At 71.5% G+C, this 23,621-nt stretch carries 22 protein-coding genes; 15 read left to right on the forward strand and 7 right to left on the reverse strand.

Features of this window, described 5'->3' with window-relative positions; all coding sequences use genetic code 11:
- Positions 1-149: 149 nt before the first annotated feature.
- Together ctaC and FHX46_RS08980 are read left to right on the forward strand one after the other, a co-directional pair.
- Positions 150-1,091 (forward strand): aa3-type cytochrome oxidase subunit II, encoded by a 942-nt coding sequence (gene ctaC / locus FHX46_RS08975; protein ID WP_167112348.1) that lies wholly within the window; start codon positions 150-152, stop codon positions 1,089-1,091.
- A 52-nt stretch (positions 1,092-1,143) separates the two neighbouring features.
- Entirely contained in the window at positions 1,144-1,563 is a 420-nt protein-coding gene (locus FHX46_RS08980) for a cytochrome c oxidase subunit 4 (protein WP_167106140.1), read from the forward strand.
- Positions 1,564-1,681: 118 nt separating this feature from the next.
- Here FHX46_RS08980 and trpD read toward each other — a convergent pair whose 3' ends face one another.
- Genes trpD through FHX46_RS08995 form a run of 3 tightly spaced genes read right to left on the reverse strand, consistent with a single transcriptional unit; the run spans position 1,682 to position 3,641 of the window.
- Positions 1,682-2,707 carry an anthranilate phosphoribosyltransferase gene (gene trpD / locus FHX46_RS08985; protein WP_167121296.1) on the reverse strand — a complete coding sequence of 342 codons (1,026 nt, stop codon included), beginning with the start codon at positions 2,705-2,707 and terminating at the stop codon, positions 1,682-1,684.
- A gap of 50 nt (positions 2,708-2,757) precedes the next feature.
- A complete protein-coding gene (locus FHX46_RS08990) occupies positions 2,758-3,168 on the reverse strand; it encodes a hypothetical protein (RefSeq protein ID WP_167112350.1) in 411 nt (136 codons plus the stop codon).
- A 41-nt stretch (positions 3,169-3,209) separates the two neighbouring features.
- Positions 3,210-3,641: a hypothetical protein gene (locus tag FHX46_RS08995; RefSeq protein ID WP_167112352.1), complete on the reverse strand. Its 432-nt coding sequence runs from the start codon at positions 3,639-3,641 to the stop codon at positions 3,210-3,212.
- A gap of 96 nt (positions 3,642-3,737) precedes the next feature.
- Between FHX46_RS08995 and ctaE the strand changes: the two genes are divergently transcribed.
- The 4 genes from ctaE to qcrB are packed head-to-tail and all read left to right on the forward strand — an operon-like array spanning position 3,738 to position 8,072.
- Positions 3,738-4,367 carry an aa3-type cytochrome oxidase subunit III gene (gene ctaE, locus FHX46_RS09000; protein WP_167112354.1) on the forward strand — a complete coding sequence of 210 codons (630 nt, stop codon included), beginning with the start codon at positions 3,738-3,740 and terminating at the stop codon, positions 4,365-4,367.
- A gap of 53 nt (positions 4,368-4,420) precedes the next feature.
- Entirely contained in the window at positions 4,421-5,239 is an 819-nt protein-coding gene (gene qcrC, locus FHX46_RS09005) for a cytochrome bc1 complex diheme cytochrome c subunit (protein ID WP_167112356.1), read from the forward strand.
- Between the two features lie 5 nt (positions 5,240-5,244).
- Entirely contained in the window at positions 5,245-6,405 is a 1,161-nt protein-coding gene (gene qcrA, locus FHX46_RS09010) for a cytochrome bc1 complex Rieske iron-sulfur subunit (RefSeq protein WP_167121299.1), read from the forward strand.
- Entirely contained in the window at positions 6,402-8,072 is a 1,671-nt protein-coding gene (gene qcrB / locus FHX46_RS09015) for a cytochrome bc1 complex cytochrome b subunit (protein ID WP_208400071.1), read from the forward strand. The genes qcrA and qcrB overlap by 4 nt, the downstream gene beginning before the upstream one ends.
- Before the next feature lie 58 nt (positions 8,073-8,130).
- Here the strand turns inward: qcrB and FHX46_RS09020 are convergent, their stop codons facing one another.
- Both FHX46_RS09020 and FHX46_RS09025 read right to left on the reverse strand, forming a co-directional pair.
- Complete coding sequence (locus FHX46_RS09020; protein ID WP_020421862.1) at positions 8,131-8,418, reverse strand: Lrp/AsnC family transcriptional regulator; 288 nt, start codon at positions 8,416-8,418, stop codon at positions 8,131-8,133.
- 52 nt (positions 8,419-8,470) lie between these two features.
- Positions 8,471-10,180 carry a DEDD exonuclease domain-containing protein gene (locus FHX46_RS09025; RefSeq protein ID WP_167112358.1) on the reverse strand — a complete coding sequence of 570 codons (1,710 nt, stop codon included), beginning with the start codon at positions 10,178-10,180 and terminating at the stop codon, positions 8,471-8,473.
- Positions 10,181-10,263: 83 nt separating this feature from the next.
- On the opposite strand from FHX46_RS09025, the gene FHX46_RS09030 reads away from it, so the two are divergent.
- Both FHX46_RS09030 and FHX46_RS09035 read left to right on the forward strand, forming a co-directional pair.
- Positions 10,264-11,634, forward strand: coding sequence for an NYN domain-containing protein (locus FHX46_RS09030; protein WP_208400073.1), 1,371 nt, complete (start codon positions 10,264-10,266; stop codon positions 11,632-11,634).
- A gap of 134 nt (positions 11,635-11,768) precedes the next feature.
- Entirely contained in the window at positions 11,769-11,999 is a 231-nt protein-coding gene (locus FHX46_RS09035; RefSeq protein ID WP_167112360.1) for a hypothetical protein, read from the forward strand.
- Positions 12,000-12,606: 607 nt separating this feature from the next.
- On the opposite strand, the gene FHX46_RS09040 is transcribed toward FHX46_RS09035, so the two are convergent.
- Positions 12,607-13,371, reverse strand: a complete 765-nt coding sequence (locus FHX46_RS09040) for a tetratricopeptide repeat protein (RefSeq protein WP_167112362.1) — start codon at positions 13,369-13,371, stop codon at positions 12,607-12,609.
- 834 nt (positions 13,372-14,205) lie between these two features.
- On the opposite strand from FHX46_RS09040, the gene FHX46_RS09045 reads away from it, so the two are divergent.
- The 3 genes from FHX46_RS09045 to FHX46_RS09055 all read left to right on the forward strand — a co-directional run bounded on the left by FHX46_RS09045 (position 14,206) and on the right by FHX46_RS09055 (position 17,626).
- Positions 14,206-14,760, forward strand: a complete 555-nt coding sequence (locus FHX46_RS09045) for a hypothetical protein (RefSeq protein WP_167112364.1) — start codon at positions 14,206-14,208, stop codon at positions 14,758-14,760.
- Between the two features lie 571 nt (positions 14,761-15,331).
- Positions 15,332-16,390 carry a C40 family peptidase gene (locus FHX46_RS09050; protein ID WP_167112366.1) on the forward strand — a complete coding sequence of 353 codons (1,059 nt, stop codon included), beginning with the start codon at positions 15,332-15,334 and terminating at the stop codon, positions 16,388-16,390.
- A gap of 81 nt (positions 16,391-16,471) precedes the next feature.
- Positions 16,472-17,626 carry a glycosyltransferase family 4 protein gene (locus FHX46_RS09055; protein ID WP_167112368.1) on the forward strand — a complete coding sequence of 385 codons (1,155 nt, stop codon included), beginning with the start codon at positions 16,472-16,474 and terminating at the stop codon, positions 17,624-17,626.
- A gap of 31 nt (positions 17,627-17,657) precedes the next feature.
- On the opposite strand, the gene FHX46_RS09060 is transcribed toward FHX46_RS09055, so the two are convergent.
- Entirely contained in the window at positions 17,658-18,293 is a 636-nt protein-coding gene (locus tag FHX46_RS09060) for a uridine kinase (RefSeq protein ID WP_167112370.1), read from the reverse strand.
- Positions 18,294-18,355: 62 nt separating this feature from the next.
- Between FHX46_RS09060 and FHX46_RS09065 the strand changes: the two genes are divergently transcribed.
- The 4 genes from FHX46_RS09065 to FHX46_RS09080 all read left to right on the forward strand — a co-directional run bounded on the left by FHX46_RS09065 (position 18,356) and on the right by FHX46_RS09080 (position 23,578).
- On the forward strand, positions 18,356-18,760 hold the full coding sequence (locus FHX46_RS09065; RefSeq protein WP_167112372.1) for an SRPBCC family protein: 405 nt from the start codon (positions 18,356-18,358) through the stop codon (positions 18,758-18,760).
- Positions 18,761-18,973: 213 nt separating this feature from the next.
- Complete coding sequence (locus FHX46_RS09070; protein ID WP_167112373.1) at positions 18,974-20,194, forward strand: cytochrome P450 family protein; 1,221 nt, start codon at positions 18,974-18,976, stop codon at positions 20,192-20,194.
- A gap of 93 nt (positions 20,195-20,287) precedes the next feature.
- Entirely contained in the window at positions 20,288-20,914 is a 627-nt protein-coding gene (locus FHX46_RS09075) for a MerR family transcriptional regulator (protein WP_167112375.1), read from the forward strand.
- Between the two features lie 375 nt (positions 20,915-21,289).
- On the forward strand, positions 21,290-23,578 hold the full coding sequence (locus FHX46_RS09080; protein ID WP_167112377.1) for a SulP family inorganic anion transporter: 2,289 nt from the start codon (positions 21,290-21,292) through the stop codon (positions 23,576-23,578).
- Positions 23,579-23,621: the final 43 nt, after the last annotated feature.

Consider the following 23,621-nt stretch of genomic DNA (forward strand, 5'->3'; position numbering starts at 1 on the left):
GGTCGTGGCCGGATGTCGAGCGCCCAGTATGCCCGCAGCCCCCGCCACCAACGGTCACCCCTTGGACTGCGGATCGGGGGAACTCGGCTAGGCTCCCGCTGGTAAGCCAGAAATCGTCAAGGAGGCCTGGGTTGAAAGGGCGCTGCGCAGTGGGCAGGGATGAGCGCACTCCGGCATCACGTTCGGCGAAAGTGGGTAAGGTCGCCGCGCTGGCCGGGCTCGTCGCGCTCCTGGCGACCGGGTGCTCCGGTGACGAGGTGCTTCGGTTCGGGTGGCCCGTCGGCGTGACCAAGGAGTCCGAGGACATGCGTGTCCTCTGGACCTGGTCGGTCATCGCCGCGCTCGCCGTCGGTGTCGTCGTGTGGGGCCTGATCTTCTGGTCGGTCGCCTTCCACCGCAAGAAGAAGAGCGACCAGCCGGGCGACCTGCCGCGGCAGTTCCAGTACAACGTGCCGCTCGAGCTGTTCTGCGTCGTGCTGCCGCTGGTGATGGTCTGCGTGCTGTTCTTCTTCACCGCGACCACCGAGAGCAAGGTGCTGGCCAAGGAGCCGGACCCGGACGTCACGGTCGACGTGATCGCGTTCCAGTGGAACTGGGAGTTCGACTACCCGGGCGCGCCGAAGGACGCCAACGGCCAGGTCATCAAGACCGTCGGCAGCTCGAGCGAGATCCCGATCCTGGTCCTGCCGACGGGCAAGCGCATCCAGTACAACCTGCGCTCCGCCGACGTCATCCACTCCTTCTGGGTGCCGGAGTTCCACTTCAAGCGGGACGTGTTCCCGGACCCGGACAAGAACAACCAGGACTCGTCGTTCCAGAACACGATCGACCGGACGGGCGCCTTCGTGGGCCGGTGTGCCGAGCTGTGCGGCACCTACCACTCGGGGATGAACTTCGAGGTCCGCGCGCTGCCGGCCGACCAGTTCGACCGCTACATCCAGCTGCGGACCCAGATCAACCCGGCCACCGGGCAGCCGAACACGACTGCCGAGGCGCTGGCCGCGCTGAACTGCGGCGAGCTGTGCGCGCCGCAGGCGACCACGACGAAGCCGTTCAACACCGACCGCACGCTGCGGACGCAGTCCGGCTGAGCCGGTTGGTTCCCGTGGGTGTTGGAAGCATGAGCACAGTGAGGACAGCGTCATGAAGGTCGAAGCCCGGATTTTCGACTTGGTCACCGCTTTCGCGTTCTTCATCGCGATCGTCTACGGCGTGTGGACCGGGCTGGGCAGTGGCCACGGCGTCGAGCCGGTCGGCCTGGTCGCGCTCATCCTGACCGGCGGGCTGTCCCTGCTGGCGGGCAGCTACATGCGGTTCGTCGGCCGCCGGATCGAACCGCGCCCCGAGGACCGCGACGACGCCGAGATCAGCGACGGCGCGGGTGAGATGGGCTTCTTCAGCCCGGGCAGCTACTGGCCGATCGGGCTGGCCGGTGCGGCCGCGTTCATGGGGCTCGGCCTCGCCTTCTTCCACGTGTGGATGCTGATCGTCGGCGGCATCCTGATCCTCCTCGCCGTGGGCGGTCTGGTGTTCGAGTACCACACCGGCCCGAACCACGAGTAAGGGTTCGCGGAGCGCCGCTTCCGAGCTGTTCGACGAGGGCCCACCGGTTTGTCACCACCGGTGGGCCCTCGTCGTCGTGCTCTGCGGGGTGTTTTGTCCCGGACCCCGGTGGCAGCGATCAGCGGAACGCGGCCCACCGCGCCAGCAGATCGGCCGCTGCGCCGGTGTCGATCGCCTCGGCGGCTCGCACCAGGCCGGCGGACAGATCGTCCACCAGGGACTCGCTGAAGCCGGTGTCCGCGGCCAGCGCGCCGGCCGCGTTCAGCAGCACCGCATCGCGCACCGGCCCCGGCTTGCCCGCCACCAGCTCGCGGACCACTTCGGCGTTCACCGCGGGGTCGCCGCCGCGCAGATCCTCCGCCGTGGCGCGCGGGATGCCCAGCTCGGCCGGGTCCAGGCGCTCGGCCCGCACCGCACCGTCCGCCACGACCCACACCGAGCTGGTCGTGGTGGTGGTCAGCTCGTCCAGACCGTCGTCGCCGCGGACGACCAGCGTCGTGGTGCCCCGGCGGGCGAACACGCGCGCCAGCACCTCCGTCTTGTCCGCGAAGGCGCACCCGATCAAGCCCGCCCGCGGCTGCGCCGGGTTGGTCAGCGGGCCCAGCAGGTTGAACGCCGTCGGCACCCCCAGCTCCCGCCTGGGCGCACCCGCGTGGCGGAACCCGGGGTGGAACACGGGCGCGAAGCAGAAGCCGATGCCCAGCTCGTTCACGCACCGCCGGACACCCTCCGGCGGCAGGTCGATCGCGACCCCCAGCGCCTCCAGCACGTCGGCGGTGCCGGCCTTTGACGACGCCGCCCGGTTGCCGTGCTTGACCACCGCCACGCCGGCGGCCGCGGTGACGAGCGAGGCCATCGTGGAGATGTTCACCGACCCGGACCGGTCACCGCCGGTACCCACGATGTCCACCGCGGGCGGGTCGATCTCCACCCGCTTGGCGTGCGCGAGCATCGCGTCGGCCAGGCCGATGACCTCCGCGGGGGTCTCGCCCTTCGCGCGCAGCGCGATCAGGAAGGCGCCCACCTGGGCGGGGGTGGCCTCCCCGGACATCACCTGGTCCATCGCCCACGCGGTGTCCTCGGCGGACAGGTCGGCGCCGGCGATCAGCTGGTTGAACAGCGTGGGCCAGTTCTGCGTGCCCATGGTCACCTTTCCTCCAGGCCGGCGAACCGGCCTGAGTTCGTCGCGGCGCCTCAGCCCCGGACGACCGGGACCCGGCGGGCCCGCAGCACGTCCGCGACCGTCTCCGCCGCGGTCAGCGGGTCGAGCGGATGGACCAGGACGGCGTCGGCCCGGGACCAGGTGGCCAGCCAGCGGTCGTCCTTGCGGCGCACGGCGACGACGATCGGCGGGCAGTCGTCGATCTCGTTCTTCAACTGCCGGCACAGCCCGATGCCGCCGGTCGGCTGGGCCTCGCCGTCCAGGATCGCCAGATCGACCGCGCCCTCGTCCATTTCGGCCAGCACGTCGGCGACGCCGGCGGCCTCGACGTAGTCGACCCGGCCCAGGTCGGTGGCGGGCCGGCGACCGACCGCCGTGATGATCGACTCCCGCACCTCCGGTCGATGGCTGAACACCAGGATCCGCGTGGACTGTTCGGACAAGTCGACCCTCCGGCTTCGTCGCTGTACTGGTCGTGTCGATGCTAGCCGTCCCGCCCGGTTCCACCCAGGCCCATCGGCTGTAACGCGTCCCAGCCGAGCCAGTCGCCGTCCAGCCGCTGCGCCAGCCCGGCCATGCGGGCGCGTTCCTGCGCGCAGTGCAGTGCGTCGAGCTTCTGCACCCGCAGCGCGTGCACCCGGACGGGCCCGCCGGCACTTGGCTCCGGGCGCAGCTCCCACCCGTCCTGCGCCAGGACCGCGGCGGCCTCGGTGACCCGGTCCGGTGGCAGGACGAGGTGGTGGCGCAGAATCGCCGGTTCCGCCGCGCGCCAGCGATGTGATCTCGCCAGCACCGCGGAGTCCGCCTCGGCCACGTCGAACGCCTCGGCCACGACGGCGACACCCTCGGCATCCACGGTCAGAACCGGCTCGTCGCGCTTTCGCAGCAGGTCACGCACCCGATCGAAGAAACTCACGCCCTGATCCTCACCCTCCGCGTCCACCGGTGTGACCGACACCCCCGGCGCGGCGTGCCGGACCCGAGCAAGCAGGTCGCCGCGCAGGGAGACATAATGCGACCCGTGACAACGGCAGCTCCCACCATCAGCCAGCGGGTGCACTCGCTGAACCGGCCGAACATGGTCAGCGTCGGCACGATCGTGTGGCTCTCCAGCGAGCTCATGTTCTTCGCCGGGCTGTTCGCGATGTTCTTCACGGTCAAGGCGCAGAACGCCACGGGGGTCTGGCCGCCGATCAACGCGGCGACCGGCGAGCCCATCCACCTGGACATCCCGTACGCGCTGCCCTTCACGATCATCCTGGTGGCGTCGTCGTTCACCTGCCAGCTCGGCGTGTTCGCCGCGGAGCGTGGTGACGTCTACGGGCTGCGCCGCTGGTACGTCATCACCCTGATCATGGGCGCGATCTTCGTCGCGGGTCAGGCCGGTGAGTACGTCTCGCTGATCGATGAGGGCGTGACCATTCCGTCCGGGCCGTTCGGCACCGTGTTCTTCCTGGCGACCGGGTTCCACGGTCTGCACGTGATCGGTGGTCTCGTCGCCTTCGTCTTCCTGCTCATCCGCACGAAGCTGAGCAAGTTCACCCCCGCGCAGGCGACCTCGGCGATCGTTGTGTCGTACTACTGGCACTTCGTCGACATCGTGTGGATCGGCCTGTTCGCGGTCATCTACATCATCCCGTGACCGCGCCCGCCACCCATGGACCGGCCTGAACTGACAGCAAGGGTTGCCGAAGAATGACCACCAGCAAGAACTCCTCCAGGCGCCGCTTCGGCGCCCGCACCAAGCTGCGCCGCCGCCTCGCCGGTGCGCTCGCGCTGGGCGTGGCGCTGGTCGGCGTGGGTCTCGGTTACGCCATCCTGGTGCCGCAGCCGCAGACCGCGCAGGCGCAGGGCGACCCGGCGCAGCTGCGCCTGGGCCAGCAGGTCTACAACAACAGCTGCATCACCTGCCACGGCGCGAACCTGCAGGGCGTGGAGGACCGCGGGCCGAGCCTGATCGGCGTCGGTGACGCGGCTGTGTACTTCCAGACTTCGTCCGGCCGCATGCCGGCGGTCCGGCAGGAGGCGCAGGCGGAGCGCAAGCCGCCGAAGCTGACGCCGGAGGAGATCGACGCGGTCGGCGCCTACGTCCAGGCCAACGGCGGCGGGCCGGAGCGCCCCGCCCAGACCGGTGCGGCGCTGCGCGGGGACAACCCGGCGCGCGGTGGCGAGCTGTTCCGCCTCAACTGCGCGTCGTGCCACAACTTCACCGGCCAGGGTGGTGCCCTGTCGGCCGGCAAGTTCGCGCCGGAGCTCGGCCCGGCCACCGAGGACCAGATCTACACCGCGATGCTGACCGGTCCGCAGAACATGCCGAAGTTCTCCGACCGCCAGCTCACCCCGGACGAGAAGAAGGACATCGTCGCCTACGTCAAGTCCGTGTCCGACGGGAACAACAACCCGGGCGGTAACGGTCTGGGCGGTCTGGGGCCGGCTCCCGAGGCGCTCGTCGCGTGGATCGTCGGAATCGGCGCCATCCTCGGCGTGACTCTGTGGATTGGATCGAGGGCATGACTAGCATGGAAGACCACCCGGGCGCGGGGCGCGAACCGGGTGTTCCCCAGCCTTCCGAGGCCGAACTGGCCGAGATGGACCGCGACGAGCTGGTCAAGCTGGGCACGAAGCTCGACGGGGTCGAGCTGGTCGACTACCCGGACCCGTGGCCGGTCAAGGGCACCCGCGCGGAGAAGCGCGCGGAACGGGTCATCGCGCTGTGGTTCACCATCGCGGCGCTGGCCGGTCTCGGCTTCCTGGTGACGCTGTGCTGGCCGCAGTGGTGGGAGTACCGGGCACCGGACACCGGCGAGTACGAGAAGTACGCGCTTTACACCCCGGTGCTGGGCGCCACGCTGGGCATCTCCATCCTCGCCCTGGGCATCGGCGTGCTGCTGTACACGAAGCGGTTCATCCCGAGCGAGCTCGCGGTGCAGGAACGGCACGACGGCGACGGCAAGGGCTCGGCCGAGATCGACCGTCAGACGATCGTCGCGCAGCTGGCCGACGCGGGTAACCGCAGCACCATCGCCCGCCGTTCGCTGGTCAAGCGCACCGCCGGCCTCGGTGCCGGCGTGATGGGCCTGGGCCTGGTCGGCCTGCCGGTCGCGTCGTTCATCAAGAGCCCGTGGAAGGGCGAGCCGCAGGACACCCTGTGGCACACCGGCTGGTTGCCGCAGCACCCCGGTGAGGTCGTCTACATGCGCCGCTTCACCGGCAAGTCGGACGAGATCGTGCTGGTCCGCCCGGAGGACCTGGATGCGGGCGCGATGGAGACCGTGTACCCGTTCCGCGAGTCGGAGCGGGGCAACCACGAGGCGCTGTCCGCGGCGTTCATGCGCTCCGACAACCCGGTCATGCTGATCCGCCTGCGGCCCGAGGACGCGAACCGCGTCGTCAAGCGCAAGGGCCAGGAGGACTTCAACTTCGGCGAGTACTACGCCTACACGAAGGTGTGCAGCCACGTCGGGTGCCCGACCTCGCTGTACGAGCAGCGGACCAACCGGATCCTGTGCCCGTGCCACCAGTCCCAGTTCGACGCGCTGGAGTACGGCAAGCCCATCTTCGGCCCGGCGACCCGTGCACTTGCGCAGCTCCCCATCACCGTCAACGATGAGGGGTACTTCGTGGCGCGGGGCGACTTCATCGAACCCGTCGGCCCCGCCTTTTGGGAGCGCAAGTCATGAGTTCACTCACCACGCCGACCCGGGGCTCGAGCATGCTGGAACGGCATGCCGCAGAGGCCGCGAACAACATGGACCAGCGGTACCGCCTGGCCAAGGGCCTGCGGCACCAGATGAACAAGGTCTTCCCGACGCACTGGTCCTTCCTGCTCGGCGAGGTCGCGCTCTACAGCTTCATCGTTGTGATCATCACGGGTGTCTACCTGACCCTGTTCTTCGATCCGTCGATGGCCGAGGTCACCTACAACGGGCCGTTCAAGAACCTGCAGGGCGTCGAGATGTCCCGCGCGTTCCAGACGACCCTGCAGATCTCGTTTGAGGTGCGCGGCGGCCTGTTCGTCCGCCAGCTGCACCACTGGAGCGCGCTCGTCTTCACCGCGGCCATGATGGTGCACATGTTCCGGATCTTCTTCACCGGAGCGTTCCGCCGGCCGCGTGAGGCCAACTGGGTCATCGGCGCGCTGCTGCTGATCCTGGGCATGTTCGAGGGCTTCTTCGGCTACTCGCTGCCCGACGATCTGCTGTCGGGCACCGGTGTCCGCGCCACCATGTCGGGCATCGTCCTCTCGGTGCCGGTCATCGGCACCTGGCTGCACTGGGCGCTGTTCGGCGGCGAGTTCCCCGGCGACGTGATCGTGCCGCGGCTGTACGCGGTGCACATCCTGCTGCTGCCGGGCATCATGCTCGCGCTGGTCGGCGTACACCTCGCGCTGGTCTGGTACCAGAAGCACACCCAGTTCCCGGGTGTGCGCCGCAAGGAGACGAACGTCGTCGGCGTGCGGATCATGCCGGTGTTCGCGCTCAAGGCCGGCGCGTTCTTCGTCGTCGTCACCGGCGTCATGGCGATCATGGCCGGCGTGTTCCAGATCAACCCGATCTGGAACCTGGGCCCGTACAACCCGTCGCAGGTGTCCGCGGGCTCGCAGCCGGACTGGTACCTGGCCTGGGCCGACGGCATGCTCCGCGTGTTCCCCGCGTGGGAGCTCTACCTGGGCAACTACACGGTCCCGGCGGTGTTCTTCGCGGGCGCGGTCTGGATGCCGGTCCTGATCGGGCTGCTCCTCGCGTACCCGTTCATCGAGCGGAGACTGACCGGCGACACCGCGCACCACAACCTGCTGCAGCGTCCGCGGGACGCACCGGTCCGCACCAGCATCGGCATGATGGCGCTGGCGTTCTTCATGGTGCTGGAGCTGTCCGGGTTCAACGACATCATCGCGGACAAGTTCGACATCTCGCTGAACGCGACCACGTGGGCCGGCCGGATCGGGCTGCTGGTGGCTCCGCCGCTGGCGTACTTCATCACCTACCGCATCTGCCTGGGCCTGCAGCGGTCCGACCGCGAGGTGCTCGAGCACGGCATCGAAACCGGCATCATCAAGCGCCTGCCGCACGGTGAGTTCATCGAGATCCACCAGCCGCTGGGCGGTGTGGACGGCCACGGCCACGCCATCCCGCTGGAGTACCAGGGCGCGTCGGTGCCGAAGAAGATGAACAAGCTCGGTGCGGCCGGACGTGCGGTGCCGGGCAACCTGCTGGCTCCGGACCCGGTGGAGGAGACCGCGGCGCTGGACCGCGCCCGCGGCAACGGGCACGGCAACGGGCATGCCTCCGGCGAGATGCCGGAGCAGGGCGAGGTCCCGGCCGGCTGGCACACGCCGGACCACTAGATCACCCACGAGAAGGGCCCCGGGTCGCGTACCCGGGGCCCTTCTCGTGTTCGTGGTGTCAGTCGGCGTCCTCGACACCGATCGCGAAGGCGGATTCGGTGTCGGCGGTGGAGTAGGACCGGAACGCGATGTGCGTGTCGGTGTCGATCACCCCGGGCACCTTGCCGATCTTCGCCGGGATGAGGTCGGCGAGCTCTTCGTGGGCGTGCACGCGCACGATCGCGATCAGGTCCACGTCGCCGGCGCACGAGTACACCTCCGCCACGCCGTCGATGTCGGCGATCGCCTGCGCGGTCTCCGGGATGCTGTCCGCCACGGCGTGAATCAGCACGATCGCGGTGATCACTCGCGTCCTCCTCGTCAATTGGGTAGCGCGGCGATCGTAGCTCCCCGCGGCGTCACCCGGCCTGCTCCAGCGACACGGCCGTGGTGACCCGTTCCAGCCAGCCCCGCCACGGCCCGGCGCCGTGCGCGGGCTCGGACCACGGCACGGCGGTGCGCACCAGCCGCACGCCGGGACGGGTGAGCCAGCGCAACAGGATCGACGTCTCCTCGGCGGGCGCGCCGAACAGCGGGCCGGCGCCGGGTTCGACCGTCTCGGCGGCGGCGACGAGCTGCTCGACCACCGGCATCGGTGGCACGCCGCGGCGCGCCACGCCGGCGGAGGCGAGCCTGCCGTGCCGGATGACCGCGAACTCCCAGCCGCGGTTGCCGTCCGGGGCGGCGGCGACCAGTTCCGGGATGGCGGCCAGCGAGGACAGCCGGTGCGCCCGGTCCACGGCCCGCACCAGGACGGCGAGCTCGTCCCGCCGCCGTGCGGCCTGCTCGAAGTGCTCGGCTCCGGCCAGCTCGTCGAGCTGGCGTCGCGCGGAGTCCAACGGGCGGGTGCCCCGGCCGGACACCAGGTCGGCGATCGCGCGCACGCCGGGGGAGTACTCCTCGACGGTCTGCCGCCCCGCGCACGGCGCCCCGCAGCGGCCCAGCTCGGCGAGCGCGCACGCCCGCCCGGTGGGCGAGTGCGCGGGGATCCGCTGGGTGCAGGTGCGCAGGCCCACGGCGCTCGCCAGCGCGTCCGCTGCGATCTTCGCCGTCACCTGCGACGAGAAGGGTCCGAGCGCGCCGTCCTTGGGCAGCCGGACCACGGACAGGCGCGGGAACGCTTCGTCGGTCAGCACGATCCACCACGACTTGCGCGGGTTCTTCGAGCGCCGGTTGTAGGACGGGCGGTGCGCGGCGAGCAGCCGCAGCTCCCGCACCTGGGCTTCCAGCGCGTGACTGCACTCGATCCCGTCGACCCGCTCGGCGAGCGCGACCATCTCGCGGATCCGGCCGCGGCTCTCCGAGCCGGTGAAGTACTGGCGCACGCGGCGCCGCAGGTTGCTCGCGGTGCCCACGTACAGCACTTCGTCGCCCGGTCCGCGGAACAGGTAGACGCCCGGGCGTTCCGGCAGGTGGGCCGCCAGGCCGCGCTTGCGGCGCTGGGCGGGCGTCACCTCGGGCAGGTAGTCGAGCAGCTCCTCCAGCGAGTGCACGCCGACGTTGCCGACCCGTTCCAGCAGCGCGTGCAGCACGTGCACGGTGGCGCGGGCGTCTTCCAGTGCGCGGTGGTTCGGCGTGACCGGCGAGCCGAACAACGCCGCCAGGGCGGATAGCCGGAAACTCGGGCTGTCCTGCCGGGTGAGCACCCGGCGTGCGAGCCGCACCGTGCACACCACCGCCGGTCTGGGCCACGGGTAGCCGTGGTGCAGGCAGGCCGCGCGCAGGAAGGACGTGTCGAACGGTGCGTTGTGCGCAACGAGCACGGCGCCGCTCGCGAACTCCAGGAACGCGGGCAGCACCCGTTCGATCCGCGGCGCGTCGTGCACCATTGCCGACGTGATGCCGGTCAGCGCGACGATCTGCGGTGGGATGGGCGTGCCGGGATCGACGAGGGTGGCGAACTCACCCAGCACCTCGCCACCGCGGACCTTCACCGCGCCGATCTCGGTGATGCCGTCCGGCCCCGGCTTGGTCCCGGTGGTCTCCAGGTCGACGACGACGAACGTGGTGTCCCGCAGCGGCGTGCCGAGTTCGTCGAAGGTCAGTTGCGCGCCGTCCGGCAGTTGCATGATCGGCACCCTAAGGAGGGGGACCGACAATCCGGATCACGCCGAGACGGGTGATCGTTACCGAAGCGGACTACCCTGAACGGATGTTTCCTTCAGTGCCCGCCGAAGAGCCCGAAGACCCCGGTCTCCGGGACACCTCGGCGAGCGCGCGCCCGGAGCCGGACGGCAAGTCGGTGACCTGGCGCGATCTGCCCGAGCCGGTCCGCGGACGGCTCGCCGAGCTCGCCGCCGAGGCACTGGGGAAGATCCCGCGCATCGACATTCCGCAGCAGCTGCGTCCGGTGGCGAAGTTCGCGCCGGCGAAGCGGGCGAAGCTGGGCGCTGCGGCGTTGCTCACCACCCTGGAGGACTCGACGGCCTTCCGCACCGCGGTCCTGGAGTGGGTGCGCGAGTACCGCCCGGACGTGCTCGACCCGAACGATCCGGACCCGGTGGCCGCGGCCGTGGCGGCCGTCCTGCTGGGTGAGGCCAGCGCGGCGACCCGCGTGCGGCTGGTGGTCAAGAACGCGGCGGAGACGGCGTTGCGGGCTGAGCGCGACGCTGCCGTGGCACGCAGCCAGCGCCTGGAGGCGGAGCTCGCGCGGGTGCGCGACGAGCTGGCGGCCGCCCTGGACGCGGTCGACGGCGCGCGCCGGGAGCGGGAGGAGGAGCTGACCAGGCTCCGCAACCGGCTGCGCGCCCAGGGCACCCAGCTGCGGCAGGCCCAGGACGAGGCGGAGGAGGCACGTGAGCTGCTGACGCAGGCTGACGCGCGCCGGGAGCAGGAGGTGGCCGCGGTGACCGCGCAGCTGGAGCGTGAGCGCCAGCGCGTGGCGGCCGAGCGGGCCCGGGCGGACCGCGCGGCGGCCGACGCGGAGATCGCGCGCCAGTCCGCGAAGGAGGCCCGTGCCGCCGACGAGGTGCGGCTGTCCCTCCTGGTGGAGACCCTGCACGGCGCGGTCGCGGGGCTGCGCCGGGAGCTCGCGCTGGACACCAGCTCGCGCCGGCCCGCGGACACCGTCGCCGGCGCTGCACCGGGCACCGGCGCGGGGCGGCAGGTGCGGGACCCGGTGGTGCTGGACCGGCTGCTCGCGCTGCCCGCGGTCCACCTGATCGTCGACGGGTACAACGTCACGAAGACCGGTTACCCGGAGCTCGCGCTGGCCGATCAGCGCAACCGTCTGGTGCAGCAACTGGGTGCGCTGGCGGCGCGCACGGGCGCGGAGGTCACGGTGGTGTTCGACGGCGCCGAGGTGCTGTCCGTGCCGACGGTGAGCGCCCGCGGGGTCCGCGTGCTGTTCTCGGACCCGGGCGTGATCGCGGACGACGTGATCCGCTCGCTGGTCTCGGCCGAGCCCCAGGGGCGGCCGCTGGTCGTCGCCTCCAGCGACCGTGCGGTGGCCGATTCCGTTCGCCGAGCGGGCGCGCACCCGGTCGCATCGGCGGTGCTGCTGGCCCGGCTGGGGCGGGTCTGAGGACTTTTTCCGCCACATTTCTCCTGGTCAGCGGGTTTTTTGTGCACGGTTGGTCCATTCGTTCGATACGCGGTCCCGAAATTGTCGGTGGTCGCTCGTAACGTGCATCCCAGCAAGACTCGAGGAGGCTGGAAATGACCGACCACACCGTCATCATCGACTGCAACCGGTGCACTCTGCGGGGCCGCGCGTGCGGCGAGTGCGTGCTGAGCGTCATGGTCGACGCACCGCCCGTCGTCGAACTGGACAGCGAGGAGCTGGCCGCGGTCCAGCTCCTCAGTGAGGCCGGACTGGTCCCCCCGCCGCGGGTGATCTCGCGAGGGCGCCGCCCGCACGTCCGGCTGCCGGAACGCCGAGCGGGCTGACAGTCCCTCGCGTGCGGCCCGCACCGGTCCGGTTCCCGGCGCGCGCGGGCGATGCCGTCGCCAGGGCGGTTCCCGGCGCCGGTCGGCTCGAGCACCTCGATCGGGCGCCTTGATCGGGTACTGCGGTAGGGCACTGCGGTCGTGCACTGCGGTGGGGCACTGCGGTGGGGCACAGAGGTGGGCCGGGTACGGCGGGCGCGAAGCCGTCGCGGCACGGGTTCCGGAGCTCGTCCAAGTGGATGTGACGAGAGCTGGGCCGGGGTCGTGGCGCTGTCCGCGGAGCTGGCGGGCCGTACGCCGCCCGTCCACCCGCCGGTGGTTGTCCACGACGCGCTCCGAGCGGACGTCGGTGGTGGCGCGCGGATTTCCGGCGCCAACAGCGTTGCTCGTCCCAGCTCAGGGACGAGCTTCTGTCGCCTGTCTCGGACAGGGGACCACCGCCTTGCCAGTGATGGGACCGCCTTGCGATGGCAGTAGTCACCGCCGACCGGGACCGGTGCCGGGCCGCGAAAATCTTCGTCGAGGTCGAGTTTGCCGCCAGGACGCGACATCACCAACGAGCCCTGCCGTCGAAAAATGCGCAGGGGTGGACCGTCGCCGCTACCTCCTACAAACTGGCCAGGATCGCGGTCGCACGGCGGGCGGTGTCCGGATCGGGGTGCCGGGTCGCCAGCTGGAGCAACTCACGTGCCCCTGCCCGATCGCCCTCCTCCAGTAGGATTTCCGCCAGCACGTAGGCGGAGACCGGCGCGTACACGTCGTGCCCTGACCGCACCGCGAACCACAGCGGGGCCTTCGCGGTGTCGTAGGCGCCCTCGGTCGCCATCGCCGCACCCAACGTACAGCCCGCGTACGGGGCGAATTCGGCATCCCCGGTCGCCATGCAGCGCTCGAAGGCCACTGCGGCCCCGGACAGATCACCGGCTGCTTGCAGGTGGAGGCCTTCGGTGAAGGCGGCTTCGGCCGCGCCCATCCCGGCCAACAGCTCGGCCTGTGCGTCGCCGAGCGACTTGAGCGCCTCCCTGGCCAGGGTCGCGGTCTCCTCATCCGAACAGTGAGTGGCGACCTCGAACATCTGCGCCGCTCCCGTCAGTTCGCCGTGCTGTCGGTACAGCGACGCCAGCGCGAACGCGGCCTGGCCGCCGTGGTACTGGCCCCCGAACTCGATCGCAAACTTGAACGCGCCCTCGGCCATAGCCGGATCGCTGTCCGCCACCAGCCGGCCCAACGCGTTCGCAGCCTGTGGCGCGATCTCTGGGTCAGCGGACTCGACCGCCTTCACCAAGACGTTCTGGGCGCCCGGCACGTCTCCGGAGGCCGCCAGACGCAAGCCCATGTCGAGCAGGTGCCGGGGTGAACCGAAGTCGATCATCAGTGCCCTGTCGTCCGGAGGGAAGGGATGTGACACCTGCTTGAGGGGCCGCGGCCTGTAGACAGCCGAGTTCGTTGGTGTTCGCTTCGGGCGCGACGCGCCCGGCGAACGACTTCGGGTTCCGGCCCGGTGAAGCGGCACACGAGCAGCATGGTGCAAGGGTGCCACGCTGGCTTGCCGGCTCGAGGCCGACCTCCTGATCTGCCGGTGCCGGACCGCTCCTGCCGCATGGAGAGCGTGTCGTTGGTGGGCGACGTGCCGGTGAGCATGGGATGCCCCACTGCGTGGGCGTAGCGTTCGGCTGCTTTCACGCTGATGCCGAACAGATCGCACAGGCGACGGACGTCTCCTTGTGCCGCGCTGGCTTCGTCGAGGATCCGATCTTCGCGAACGGCTTGAAGGGACAGACCGAGAGTCGTGTTGATCCAGCTGTGGCTGACTTGAGTCAAGCGGACGGCGGTCTTGGTGTTGATGAGGAGATGGGGTTGGCGGTGGCAGGCCACCGGCGAGCTCGGTGATCGAGCCAGGCCGCGAGCGGCGCACGCACCGGCGGCCAGCAGGACGACGCGGCGTGGGATGGGCCCGGCAGGCTGAGTACAACCCGCTTGCCAGGGACACTGGCAGCGTTGACCCGGGACAACCGGGAGTTTGAGCATCACGAGCCGAGAGAGCGACGCCCGACCAGCGCGAACTCGACCGACCGGCACGACTGACGTCGGTGAGCGGCTCACGGCGGCCCTGGCCGCGACATGGCGCGCGATTCAGACCCGCCATCCCGACGTGCCGCCGACCGTGCTCACGCTCGGCGCCTCCCAGGCCACCCAGCTGTGCTGAATGCCCGAGAACCGGTGGCCGGCCGATCTAGAGATCGTGGCGCGCGGGCACCGCCTGGTGGCCAGCCACGAGGTGCTGCGCCACGGCGCTGAGGGAGCTCTGCAGGCACTGCTGCACGCGGCCGCGCACGGCCTGGCCGCCGCACGGGGCATCACCGACACGTCGCGGCGCGGCCGATACCACAACAATCGGTTCGTCGCGCTGGCCGAGGAACTCGGGCTCGAAGTGGCCGACGCGGGCAGGCCGGGCTGGGCGGTCACCACCGTGCCGCCGGCCACCGCCGCCGCGTACACAGCCGAGCTGGACGACCTCTCGCCCGCCCTGGCTGAGCTGCCGGAACCGCAGCCCTACCGGCCACCGGCCGAAGCGCAGCACAGCCGAGGCAAGTTGCGCGCCGTCGTGCCCGCAACCGCTGCCGATCTGGGCCGGCCCTGCACTGCCAACGAGCGCGGCGCGGCTGTCGCCGGTGCGCGACCAGACCGTGGGCGGCGGCCGGGAAAGCGGGCCATCCCGCGGAACCTGCTGGTCAGGGCGACGAGCGTGTCCCGCGCTTGAGTTTCGGGCACCGGCCCGGGCCGGACGGGCTCCGCCCGAACCCCGCGGCGGGTGGGAGGGAGCCGCCCCGGTGCTGGGGTGCAGCTGCGGCGTCCTGCCACCCGGGCGCGGGGCGGTGGCTCAGGCTCGTCGGTCGACACGCCGAAGGCGACAAACGGTCGATTCCGTCGATAAACGGTAAGTAGTCGTGGTGTCGCCAACTATGGTGTTGGTCACACTCGCCGGGGAACTGCTGGTCCGAACGAGGAAGGAGACGGTTACGGAAAGTTTTTACCTGATGCCTGGTGGACGCGAAGGCGACTGTTTCGTAACCTGGCCGAGATCTCGCGCCCGGCAGCCGTCGCGCCCGCGGCGGCGACGCGAGATTGTCGCCGAAGCAGCTTGTCGGGGAGCTGCGCCGGACCCGCGCACGGACCCAGATGCGCTACCCCCTGCGTCTGGAACCTGACGGGATACCGCCGTGAAACCGGTTCGGGTGTGTGTGTCCACCCGGATCCGGTGCGGGTGGAGGATTCCCCGGCCTCCCCGCGGTGGCCGGCGGCGACATGAGTGCAAAGGAGACACGCGCGGCGTGCAGTCGCAACCCATCAAGCGCGTGGTCGCAGGAGCCCTCGCCGCCGCCGCGGTACTCGCGGTCGGTGGCTTCCCCACGGCTCCGGCCGGCGCGGTCCCCCTCCCGGCCCCGCAGCAGCAGCCCGCCAACTCGGCGGACGCCCTCGCGCAGTACCGGCAGCTCGCCACGCAGGCCGAGCAGCTGAACCAGGAGGCACTGCAGGCGCAGGCCGACCTGGATGCCAAGCAAGCGGACCTGAACCGCGCCAACGCCGACCTCGCGGCCGCCACCACCGCCGGCCAGCAGGCGCTGGCCGCCAAGAGCCGGTACCAGGGCGTGGTCGACCAGTTCGCGGACGCCTCGTTCGTCGGGGGGGTCCAGTTCAACAAGTTGTCCGCCTTGCTGAACGGCACCTCTGCCCAGGACTTCCTGGAGCGCTCCTCGGCTCTGGAGGTGCTCGCCGACGAGAAGAACAAGGCGCTCGCCGACTACAACGCGGCGATCCAGGCGGCCGCGGCGGCGCAGGCCGCGGCGGCCGATGCCCAGGCACGCTCGCAGACGGCCAAGGACGCCGCGGCGGCGCTGCTCAACGACCTGCACGCGCGGCAGGCCGCGCTGCAGACCCAGCTCGACCAGCTGAACCAGGTGCGGCAGCGGCTCACCGCGTCCGAGCGCGCGTCGCAGAAGGACGTCGGTGGCAGTGCGCCGACCTTGCCCGCCCCGACGCAGGCCGCGCAGACCGCCATCAACGTCGCGCTGAGCAAGCTCGGCAGCGACTACGTGTGGGGTGCCACCGGGCCCACCACGTTCGATTGCTCGGGCCTGACGCTCTACGCCTACGGCAAGGCCGGCGTCACGCTGCCGCGTACCAGCCAGTCTCAGGCGACGGTCGGCATGGCCGTGTCCCGGTCCCAGCTGCAGCCCGGCGACCTGGTGTTCTTCGGCTCGCCGATCCACCACGTCGGGATCTACCTGGGCGACGGCAAGATGGTGCACGCCCCGGAAACCGGGGACGTCGTCAAGGTTTCGCCCCTGCAGAACGACTACGTCGGGGCCCGGCGCGTGGCCGTGAACTGAGTCCGCGCAGCACGTTTCGGGGGCGGTACCGGCCGGCAGCCGGTGCCGCCCCCAGCTTTTCCGCCCTAGTAGTCTCCAGCCGTGCTTCGGACCCTGCTGGTGACCAACGACTTCCCGCCGCGGCCCGGGGGGATCCAGAACTACCTGAACTCCTTCGCGCGCCTGCTGCCGCCGGACCAGCTCGTCGTCTACGCGCCCTCCTGGGACAAGCCGTCCGGTTCGCACCCCGAGTTCGACGCCGCCGCGCCCTTCGAGGTGGTCCGGCACCCCACCTCGCTGATGCTGCCCACCCCCGACGTGCTGCGCCGCGCCAAGGAGATCCTGCGGGCGCACGACTGCCAGGCCGTCTGGTTCGGCGCCGCCGCCCCGCTGGCCCTGCTCGCCCAGCCGCTGCGGTCGGCCGGTGCGGAGTGGGTCGTCGCCAGCACCCACGGGCACGAAGTGGGCTGGTCGATGCTGCCGCTGGCCCGCCAGGCACTGCGCCGCATCGGCGACACCACCGACGTGATCACCTACGTCAGCAAGTACACCCGCGGCCGGTTCGCCTCCGCGTTCGGCCCGTCCGCCGGGCTGGAACTGTTGCCACCCGGCGTGGACCCGGACGTGTTCAAGCCGGACGACGGCGCTCGCGCCGAGATCCGCGCGCGGCACGGACTCGGCGACCGGCCCACCGTCGTGTGCGTGTCCCGTCTCGTGCCGCGCAAGGGACAGGACATGCTCATCCACGCCCTGCCCGAGCTGCGCCGCCGGGTTCCGGACGTCGCACTGCTGCTGGTCGGCGGCGGCCCGTACCGGAAGACCCTGGCGCGGCTCGCAGACGAGCTCGGTGTCGGCGGCGACGTCATCCTCACCGGCTCGGTGCCCTGGCCGGAGCTGCCCGCGCACTACGCGGCCGGTGACGTCTTCGCGATGCCCGCCCGGACCCGGGGCAAGGGCCTGGACGTCGAGGGCCTGGGGATCGTCTACCTGGAGGCGTCGGCGACCGGGCTGCCGGTCGTCGCGGGCAACTCGGGCGGCGCGCCCGAGACGGTGCTCGACGAGGTCACCGGCCACGTCGTCAACGGCCGCGACGTGCACCAGCTGGTCGAGACGCTGACACCCCTGCTCACCGACCCGGCCCGCGCCCGCACGATGGGTGCCGCCGGGCGGGCGTGGGTGACCGGGCACTGGCGGTGGGACCTGCTCGGTGCCCGGCTGCGGTCGTTCCTCGCCGGGGAACCCGTCACCGCCTCCTGATCGCGCCGGCGGTGCTCCGCCACCCGGGGAGCTATCCCGGCCCGGGCCGGGGACGTTCGAGGAGGGCGGGGTGCCGGGGATCGTCGGCCCGCACCACGATGTCCGCGATCTCGGCGGGCCGCACCTCCTCCGCGTAGCGTTCGAACGCCGGCAGCGCCCACTGCGCGTCCTCCGGCAGGCGGCGCCGCAGCGCCCCGGGCGACAGTTCCAGGTGCACCGTCAGCTCGAACGGCAGCCCCCGCCCGAGCAGCATCTCCCCGTCCGCGATCAGCACACCCGGGGCCGGCAGCCGCACCCGCGCCAGTCGTGTCGCCCGGTCGCGCGCCGCGTCCCACAACGCGGGCAGCACGAGCCCGCTTCCATTGCCGCTCAACGGATCGAGCACCTCGCGCCGCAGCGCTCCCTCGTCGAGCCACGACCAGTACCGGGAGTCCGGGTTCTCCTTGCCGTATTCGAACCGCAGCGACGCCGGCCGTAGGAAATCCACAGTGGACACCCGCTGCACCGCGCGACCGCGCACCCGCAGCGGGTCGACCAGCGCGTCGGCGAGGTCCGCGGTACCGGCCGGTCCGTCCACGGCGACCCGCACCCACGGAGCGTCCAGTGCGAGCACCCGCTCGGTGAGCTCACCGGCGAGGCGTTCGAGGGTGATGGGCCGATACCGCACGATCCACCATCGTGCCCCATCGTTGCGCCGGAAATGTCGGTGCCTCCTGCCATCATGACCCCATGACCAACGAAGTGGGCCGGACGGCCGGCGCGGGGTGGCAGATCGGCGTGTCCCGGACCCTGCCGCACCCGGCGAGCGCGGTCTGGGCGTTCCTCACCAGCGCGGAGGGCGCCGCGATCTGGCTCGGCACCGCCGTCCCGGAGCGCCCGGGCGAACGTTACGAGACGGCGAGCGGCACCGCGGGCGAGGTGCGCAGCTTCCGCGAGCTCGACCGGATCCGCCTCACCTGGCGGCCCCGCGACTGGGATCACGAGTCCACCGTGCAGGTGACGGTGTCCGGCTCGGGGGACCGGAGCGTGCTCCGCTTCCACCAGGAATGGCTGGCGAACGCGGAGGAGCGCGCGCGGCAGCGCGAGCACTGGACGGGGGTGATCGACCGGGTCGCCGACGCGCTGGGTGGCTGACTGCGCTGGGTGGCTGACGGTGCCGGTGGCCAAACGTGCTGGGTGGCTGACCGTCCTGCGTGGCCGACCCGGTGGCTGACCGTCCTGCGTGGCCGACCCGGTGGCTGACCGTGCTGGATGCTGACCGCGCGGGGTCCGGCCGCCGGGGCACGATTCGCCGGCACCGTCCGTTGACGACGTGCTGGAGCACCGACGTCACTGGGAGGACCGCGCATGCCCGTGGTGGACGAACCCGTCAGACTGGGCGACGACATCATCCAGGATCCGCACGCGCTGTACCGCGTGCTGCGGGCGGAACGGCCGGTCCGGCCCGCGATCGCACGGCACGGGCTGCGCATGTGGCTGGTGTCGGGCTACGCGGAGGCCAAGGCGCTGCTCGCGGACCCACGGCTGCGCAAGGACGCGGACCGGGCCCACGCGCTGTTCGAGTCGCACCTGGCCGCGGCGGGCGTGACTGCCGGGCCGGATCCGTCGGGCGACCTGCTGCGCCGCCACCTGCTCAACACCGATCCGCCGGACCACACCCGGCTGCGCAAGCTGGTGAACAAGGCGTTCACCGCGCGCACCGTCGCCCGGCTGCGGCCGCGGATCGAGCGGATCACCGACGAGCTCCTGGACGCGATGGCGGCCAAGGCCCGGGTCGACCTGCTGGACGCGTTCGCCTATCCGCTGCCGATCACCGTGATCTGCGAGTTGCTCGGAATCCCCGACCAGGAGCGCGGCGAGTTCCGCGAGTGGTCCGCCACGTTGCTCAACTCGGGTTCGGACGAGAGCCTCCACCAGGCCGCCGGTGCGATGGCGGGGTACCTCACCGGCCTGATCGAGGCGAAGCGGGCGGTGCCCACCCAGGACCTGCTGTCCGATCTGGTGCACGTGTCGGCGGAGGGCGATCAGCTGTCGCACGAGGAGCTGGTGGCGATGGCGTTCCTGCTGCTGGTCGCGGGGCACGAGACGACGGTCAACCTCATCGCCAACAGTGTGCTGTCGCTGCTGCGGCACCCGGACCAGCTCGCGCTCCTGCGGTCGGACCCGCCGTTGCTGCCCGGCGCGATCGAGGAGTTCCTCCGGTTCGACGGCCCGATCAACATCGCGACGCTGCGGTTCACCGCCGAGCCGGTCCGGATCGGTGACGCTGAGATCCCGGCAGGCGAGTTCGTGATGATCTCGCTGATCGGGGCCAACCGCGACGGTGAGCGGTTCACCGACCCGGACCGTCTCGACGTGACGCGCCCGGCCGGCGGCCACCTCGCGTTCGGCCACGGCATCCACTACTGCGTCGGTGCGCCGCTGGCGCGGCTCGAGGCGGAGGTGGCACTGGGGCGCCTGCTCGGCCGCTTCCCCGGGTTCGGGCTCGACGGCGATCCGGGAGAGCTGCGCTGGCGGGAGAGCACGCTCGTGCACGGTCTGGACACGCTCCCGGTCGTGCTGGGCTGAGCAGCCGGTCCGGGGCGTCCGCGGACGGCGCCGCTGTCCGTAAATGGGAAGCTAAACTACCCATGAGGAAACGCCCACAGGGAGGAACGCCGGATGCGCATGGCGGAGCTGAGCCGGGAGTCGGGCGTCCCGGTCGCGACCATCAAGTACTACCAGCGCGAGGGCCTGCTGCCGCCGGGCGAGCTGACCAGTCCCAACCAGGCCCGCTACGGCCCGGCGCACGTCCGGCGGCTCAAGCTGGTCCGGGCCCTGCTGGAGATCGGCGGCCTGACGGTCGCCGCCGTGGCGGAGGTGCTGGCGGCCATCGACGACCCGGGCATTTCGACGCACAAGGTCCTCGGCCTGGCGCAGCACGGTCTGCCGATGCCCACCCGGGAGGTGACTGCGGAGGATCGCGCCTGGGCGATGGGCCGGATCGAGGACATCGCGCGGCAGCGGGGCTGGCAGGTGCACCCGGAGCTGCCGGTGGTGGAGTCGCTGGTCGGCGTGCTTTGCGCGTTGCGCCAGGTCGGGCACGAGTGGGTGCTGGAGGCGCTGGACCGCTACGCGGAGGCCGCGGCGTCCCTCGCCGAAGCCGACGTGACGGCTCTGGGCCGCCTGGACGCGACCGAAGCGGTCGTCGAGGGCTCCGTGGTGGGGACGGTGCTCGGTGACGCGCTGTTCGCCGCGCTCCGGCGCATGGCGCACGCCGAAGTCTCGCGGCGAAAGTTCTCGGCCTAGGCCAGCGGCGGCCGACCGGGCACCGGGGAACAGGCGACCCGCCGACCCCGGCGGTGGCGGGTGTCCGAACAGGACGGTCCGGGTACAGCGGCGAAACCCGGCCATGCGGCGTATTTCACCCGATCCGGCGCGGTCGGCGCCGCTGCCCGGATCACCGGCTACCGCCGGTCACCGCCGCGTGCGGGTGTCGATCATCCCGGTGACGGCGGTCAGCTGCGCCTGGCCCCCGGACGTTCCTGACCGTCACACGGTCGTCGTACGCGGCTGCGAACACGGGTGGACATACCGGACATCTCCGGCGGCTTTCGGTATCTCTGGTGCTACCGGCGTCACCGACGACGGTCTGCGCCCGCTACTTCACCCCGGGAGACCTGCATGATCGACAATTCTGCCCAGGAGCGTGAGCACGCCCCGCCCCGCTCGTGGCGGTCCGCGCTGGACGACCTCCGCCACGACATCCCGGCCTCGCTGGTCGTCTTCCTGGTCGCGATCCCGCTGTCGCTGGGCATCGCGCTGGCCTCCGGGGCGCCGATCGTCGCGGGTCTGATCGCCGCGATCGCCGGCGGCCTCGTGGCCGGTGCGCTCGGCGGCGCGCCGCTGCAGGTCAGCGGTCCCGCGGCCGGGCTCACCGTGATCGTGGCGGGCACGATCGAGGAGTTCGGCTGGGCCGCCGCCTGCGCCATCACCGTGCTGGCCGGTGTGCTGCAGATCCTGCTCGGGCTGAGCCGGATCGCGCGCGCCGCGCTGGCCCTGTCCCCGGCCATCGTGCACGGCATGCTCGCCGGCATCGGCGTCACGATCGTGCTGTCCCAGCTTCCGCTCGTCTTCGGTGGCACCGCTCAGACCTCGCCGATCGGCAACCTGCTGCGGCTGCCGTCCCTGGTCCTCGATCCGCACGGCGCCGCCACCCTGACCGGCCTGGTGGCCCTGGCCGTCGTGCTCGGGTGGGGCAAGCTGCCCGCGACGGTCCGCAAGGTGCCCGGACCGCTGGCCGCGATCCTGGCCGCCACCGCGCTGTCGCTCGTCGCGGGCCTGGATGTGTCCCGTGTGGACGTTCCGGGCAACGTGCTCGACCTCGGTTTCGTGCCGGAGTTCCCGGACGGCGGGTGGGTCGACTTCGGCGTCGCCGTCGTGACCATCGCCCTGGTCACGAGCGTCGCGACCCTGCTGTCCGCGGTAGCCGTGGACAAGATGCACGCCGGTCCGCGGGCGAACCTCAACCGCGAGCTGGTCGGCCAGGGCGCCGCGAACGTGCTGTCCGGCGCGTTCGGCGGGCTGCCGGTCGCCGGCGTGATCGTGCGCAGCTCGACCAATGTGCAGAGCGGCGCCCGCACGCGGATGTCCGCGATCCTGCACGGTGTCTGGATCCTGCTGTTCGTCGCCGTCCTCGCCGGGGCGCTGCGCAGCATCCCGCTGGCCGCCCTCGCCGCGCTGCTGGTCCACGTCGGCGCGAAGCTCGTCAACCCGGCCCAGATCCGGGAACTGCGCCGACACGGTGACCTGCCGGTCTACCTGGTCACGCTGGTCGGCGTCGTCGCCCTCGACCTGCTCACCGGTGTGCTGATCGGCTTCGCGGTGGCCGCGCTGACCATGCTGCACCGCCTGCTGTGGGCGCGCATCCACACCGAATGCGACGGCGGCCAGTGGCGCGTCGTCGTCGAGGGAGCGTTGTCCGCGCTGTCGATCCCGCGCCTGACCGCGGTGCTGGGCACCGTTCCGCGCGGCGCGGCGGTGACGCTCGAACTCGTCGTCGACTACCTCGACCACGCCGCGTTCGACACGCTGTCGGACTGGCAGCGCTCCCACGAGGAGGCCGGCGGCCACGTGGTCGTGGACGAGATCGGGCACCCGTGGTTCGCTCGCGGCAAGGCCGGTGAACCCACCGTGCACAAGGCCAGGGCGCAGCGGATCGCGCCGCGCTGGTTCGCGCCCTGGTCGGAATGGCAGCGTGCGCACCAGGGGGAGCCCGTCTCCGTCCCGGAGCAGCGCGGCCCGCGGGAGAGCTCGATGCGGCGCGGCATGGTCGAGTTCGAGCGGCGCACCTCGCAGCTGGTCCGCCCGATCCTGGGCCGGCTCGCCGACACCCAGGACCCGGAGACGTTGTTCATCACCTGCGGCGACGCGCGGATCGTGCCGAACCTGATCACCAGCAGCGGTCCCGGCGACCTGTTCACGGTGCGCAACATCGGCAACCTGGTGCCCGACCACGCGGAGGGCGCGGACGCCTCGGTCGGCGCCGCGGTCGAGTACGCGGTCGGGGTGCTCGGGGTGCGGGAGATCGTGGTGTGCGGGCACTCGTCGTGCGGGGCGATGACGGCGCTGCTGGGCGGTGCGCCGGTGGACGCCCCCGGGCTGCGGTCCTGGCTCACGCACGGCGAGCCGAGCCTGGCGCGGTCCAGGACCCACCCGCCGATCCGCGTGGCCGGCGAGCTGCCCGGTTCCGCGGCCGACCAGCTGGCCCTGCACAACATCCTGCAGCAGCTGGACCGGTTGCGGGAGTACCCGGCGGTCGCGGCCGCCCACCGACGCGGCGAGCTCGACCTGGTCGGGATGTACTTCGACGTCGGTGCCGCGCGGGTGCACCTGTACGACCCCGGGTCCGGCGCGTTCACCTCCGCCGCCGCGGCGGGGAGCGAACCGGGGCACCGGATGGTCACCGGTTAGCCACGGACCGGGCACCGCCCGGTCCGGTGCCGGTACTACTGTC

The sequence above is a fragment of the Amycolatopsis viridis genome, from assembly GCF_011758765.1.
In the GTDB taxonomy this organism is placed as follows: domain Bacteria; phylum Actinomycetota; class Actinomycetes; order Mycobacteriales; family Pseudonocardiaceae; genus Amycolatopsis_E; species Amycolatopsis_E viridis.

Bases quoted from the DNA above. Each gene is read 5' to 3' on its own strand.
- FHX46_RS08980 (WP_167106140.1), top strand. From the start codon at position 1,144: ATGAAGGTCGAAGCCCGGATTTTCGACTTGGTCACCGCTTTCGCGTTC.
- trpD (WP_167121296.1), bottom strand. From the start codon at position 2,707: ATGGGCACGCAGAACTGGCCCACGCTGTTCAACCAGCTGATCGCCGGC.
- ctaE (WP_167112354.1), top strand. From the start codon at position 3,738: ATGCGACCCGTGACAACGGCAGCTCCCACCATCAGCCAGCGGGTGCAC.
- qcrC (WP_167112356.1), top strand. From the start codon at position 4,421: ATGACCACCAGCAAGAACTCCTCCAGGCGCCGCTTCGGCGCCCGCACC.
- qcrA (WP_167121299.1), top strand. From the start codon at position 5,245: ATGGAAGACCACCCGGGCGCGGGGCGCGAACCGGGTGTTCCCCAGCCT.
- qcrB (WP_208400071.1), top strand. From the start codon at position 6,402: ATGAGTTCACTCACCACGCCGACCCGGGGCTCGAGCATGCTGGAACGG.
- FHX46_RS09025 (WP_167112358.1), bottom strand. From the start codon at position 10,180: ATGCAACTGCCGGACGGCGCGCAACTGACCTTCGACGAACTCGGCACG.
- FHX46_RS09030 (WP_208400073.1), top strand. From the start codon at position 10,264: ATGTTTCCTTCAGTGCCCGCCGAAGAGCCCGAAGACCCCGGTCTCCGG.
- FHX46_RS09035 (WP_167112360.1), top strand. From the start codon at position 11,769: ATGACCGACCACACCGTCATCATCGACTGCAACCGGTGCACTCTGCGG.
- FHX46_RS09040 (WP_167112362.1), bottom strand. From the start codon at position 13,371: ATGATCGACTTCGGTTCACCCCGGCACCTGCTCGACATGGGCTTGCGT.
- FHX46_RS09045 (WP_167112364.1), top strand. From the start codon at position 14,206: ATGCCCGAGAACCGGTGGCCGGCCGATCTAGAGATCGTGGCGCGCGGG.
- FHX46_RS09065 (WP_167112372.1), top strand. From the start codon at position 18,356: ATGACCAACGAAGTGGGCCGGACGGCCGGCGCGGGGTGGCAGATCGGC.
- FHX46_RS09070 (WP_167112373.1), top strand. From the start codon at position 18,974: ATGCCCGTGGTGGACGAACCCGTCAGACTGGGCGACGACATCATCCAG.
- FHX46_RS09075 (WP_167112375.1), top strand. From the start codon at position 20,288: ATGCGCATGGCGGAGCTGAGCCGGGAGTCGGGCGTCCCGGTCGCGACC.
- FHX46_RS09080 (WP_167112377.1), top strand. From the start codon at position 21,290: ATGATCGACAATTCTGCCCAGGAGCGTGAGCACGCCCCGCCCCGCTCG.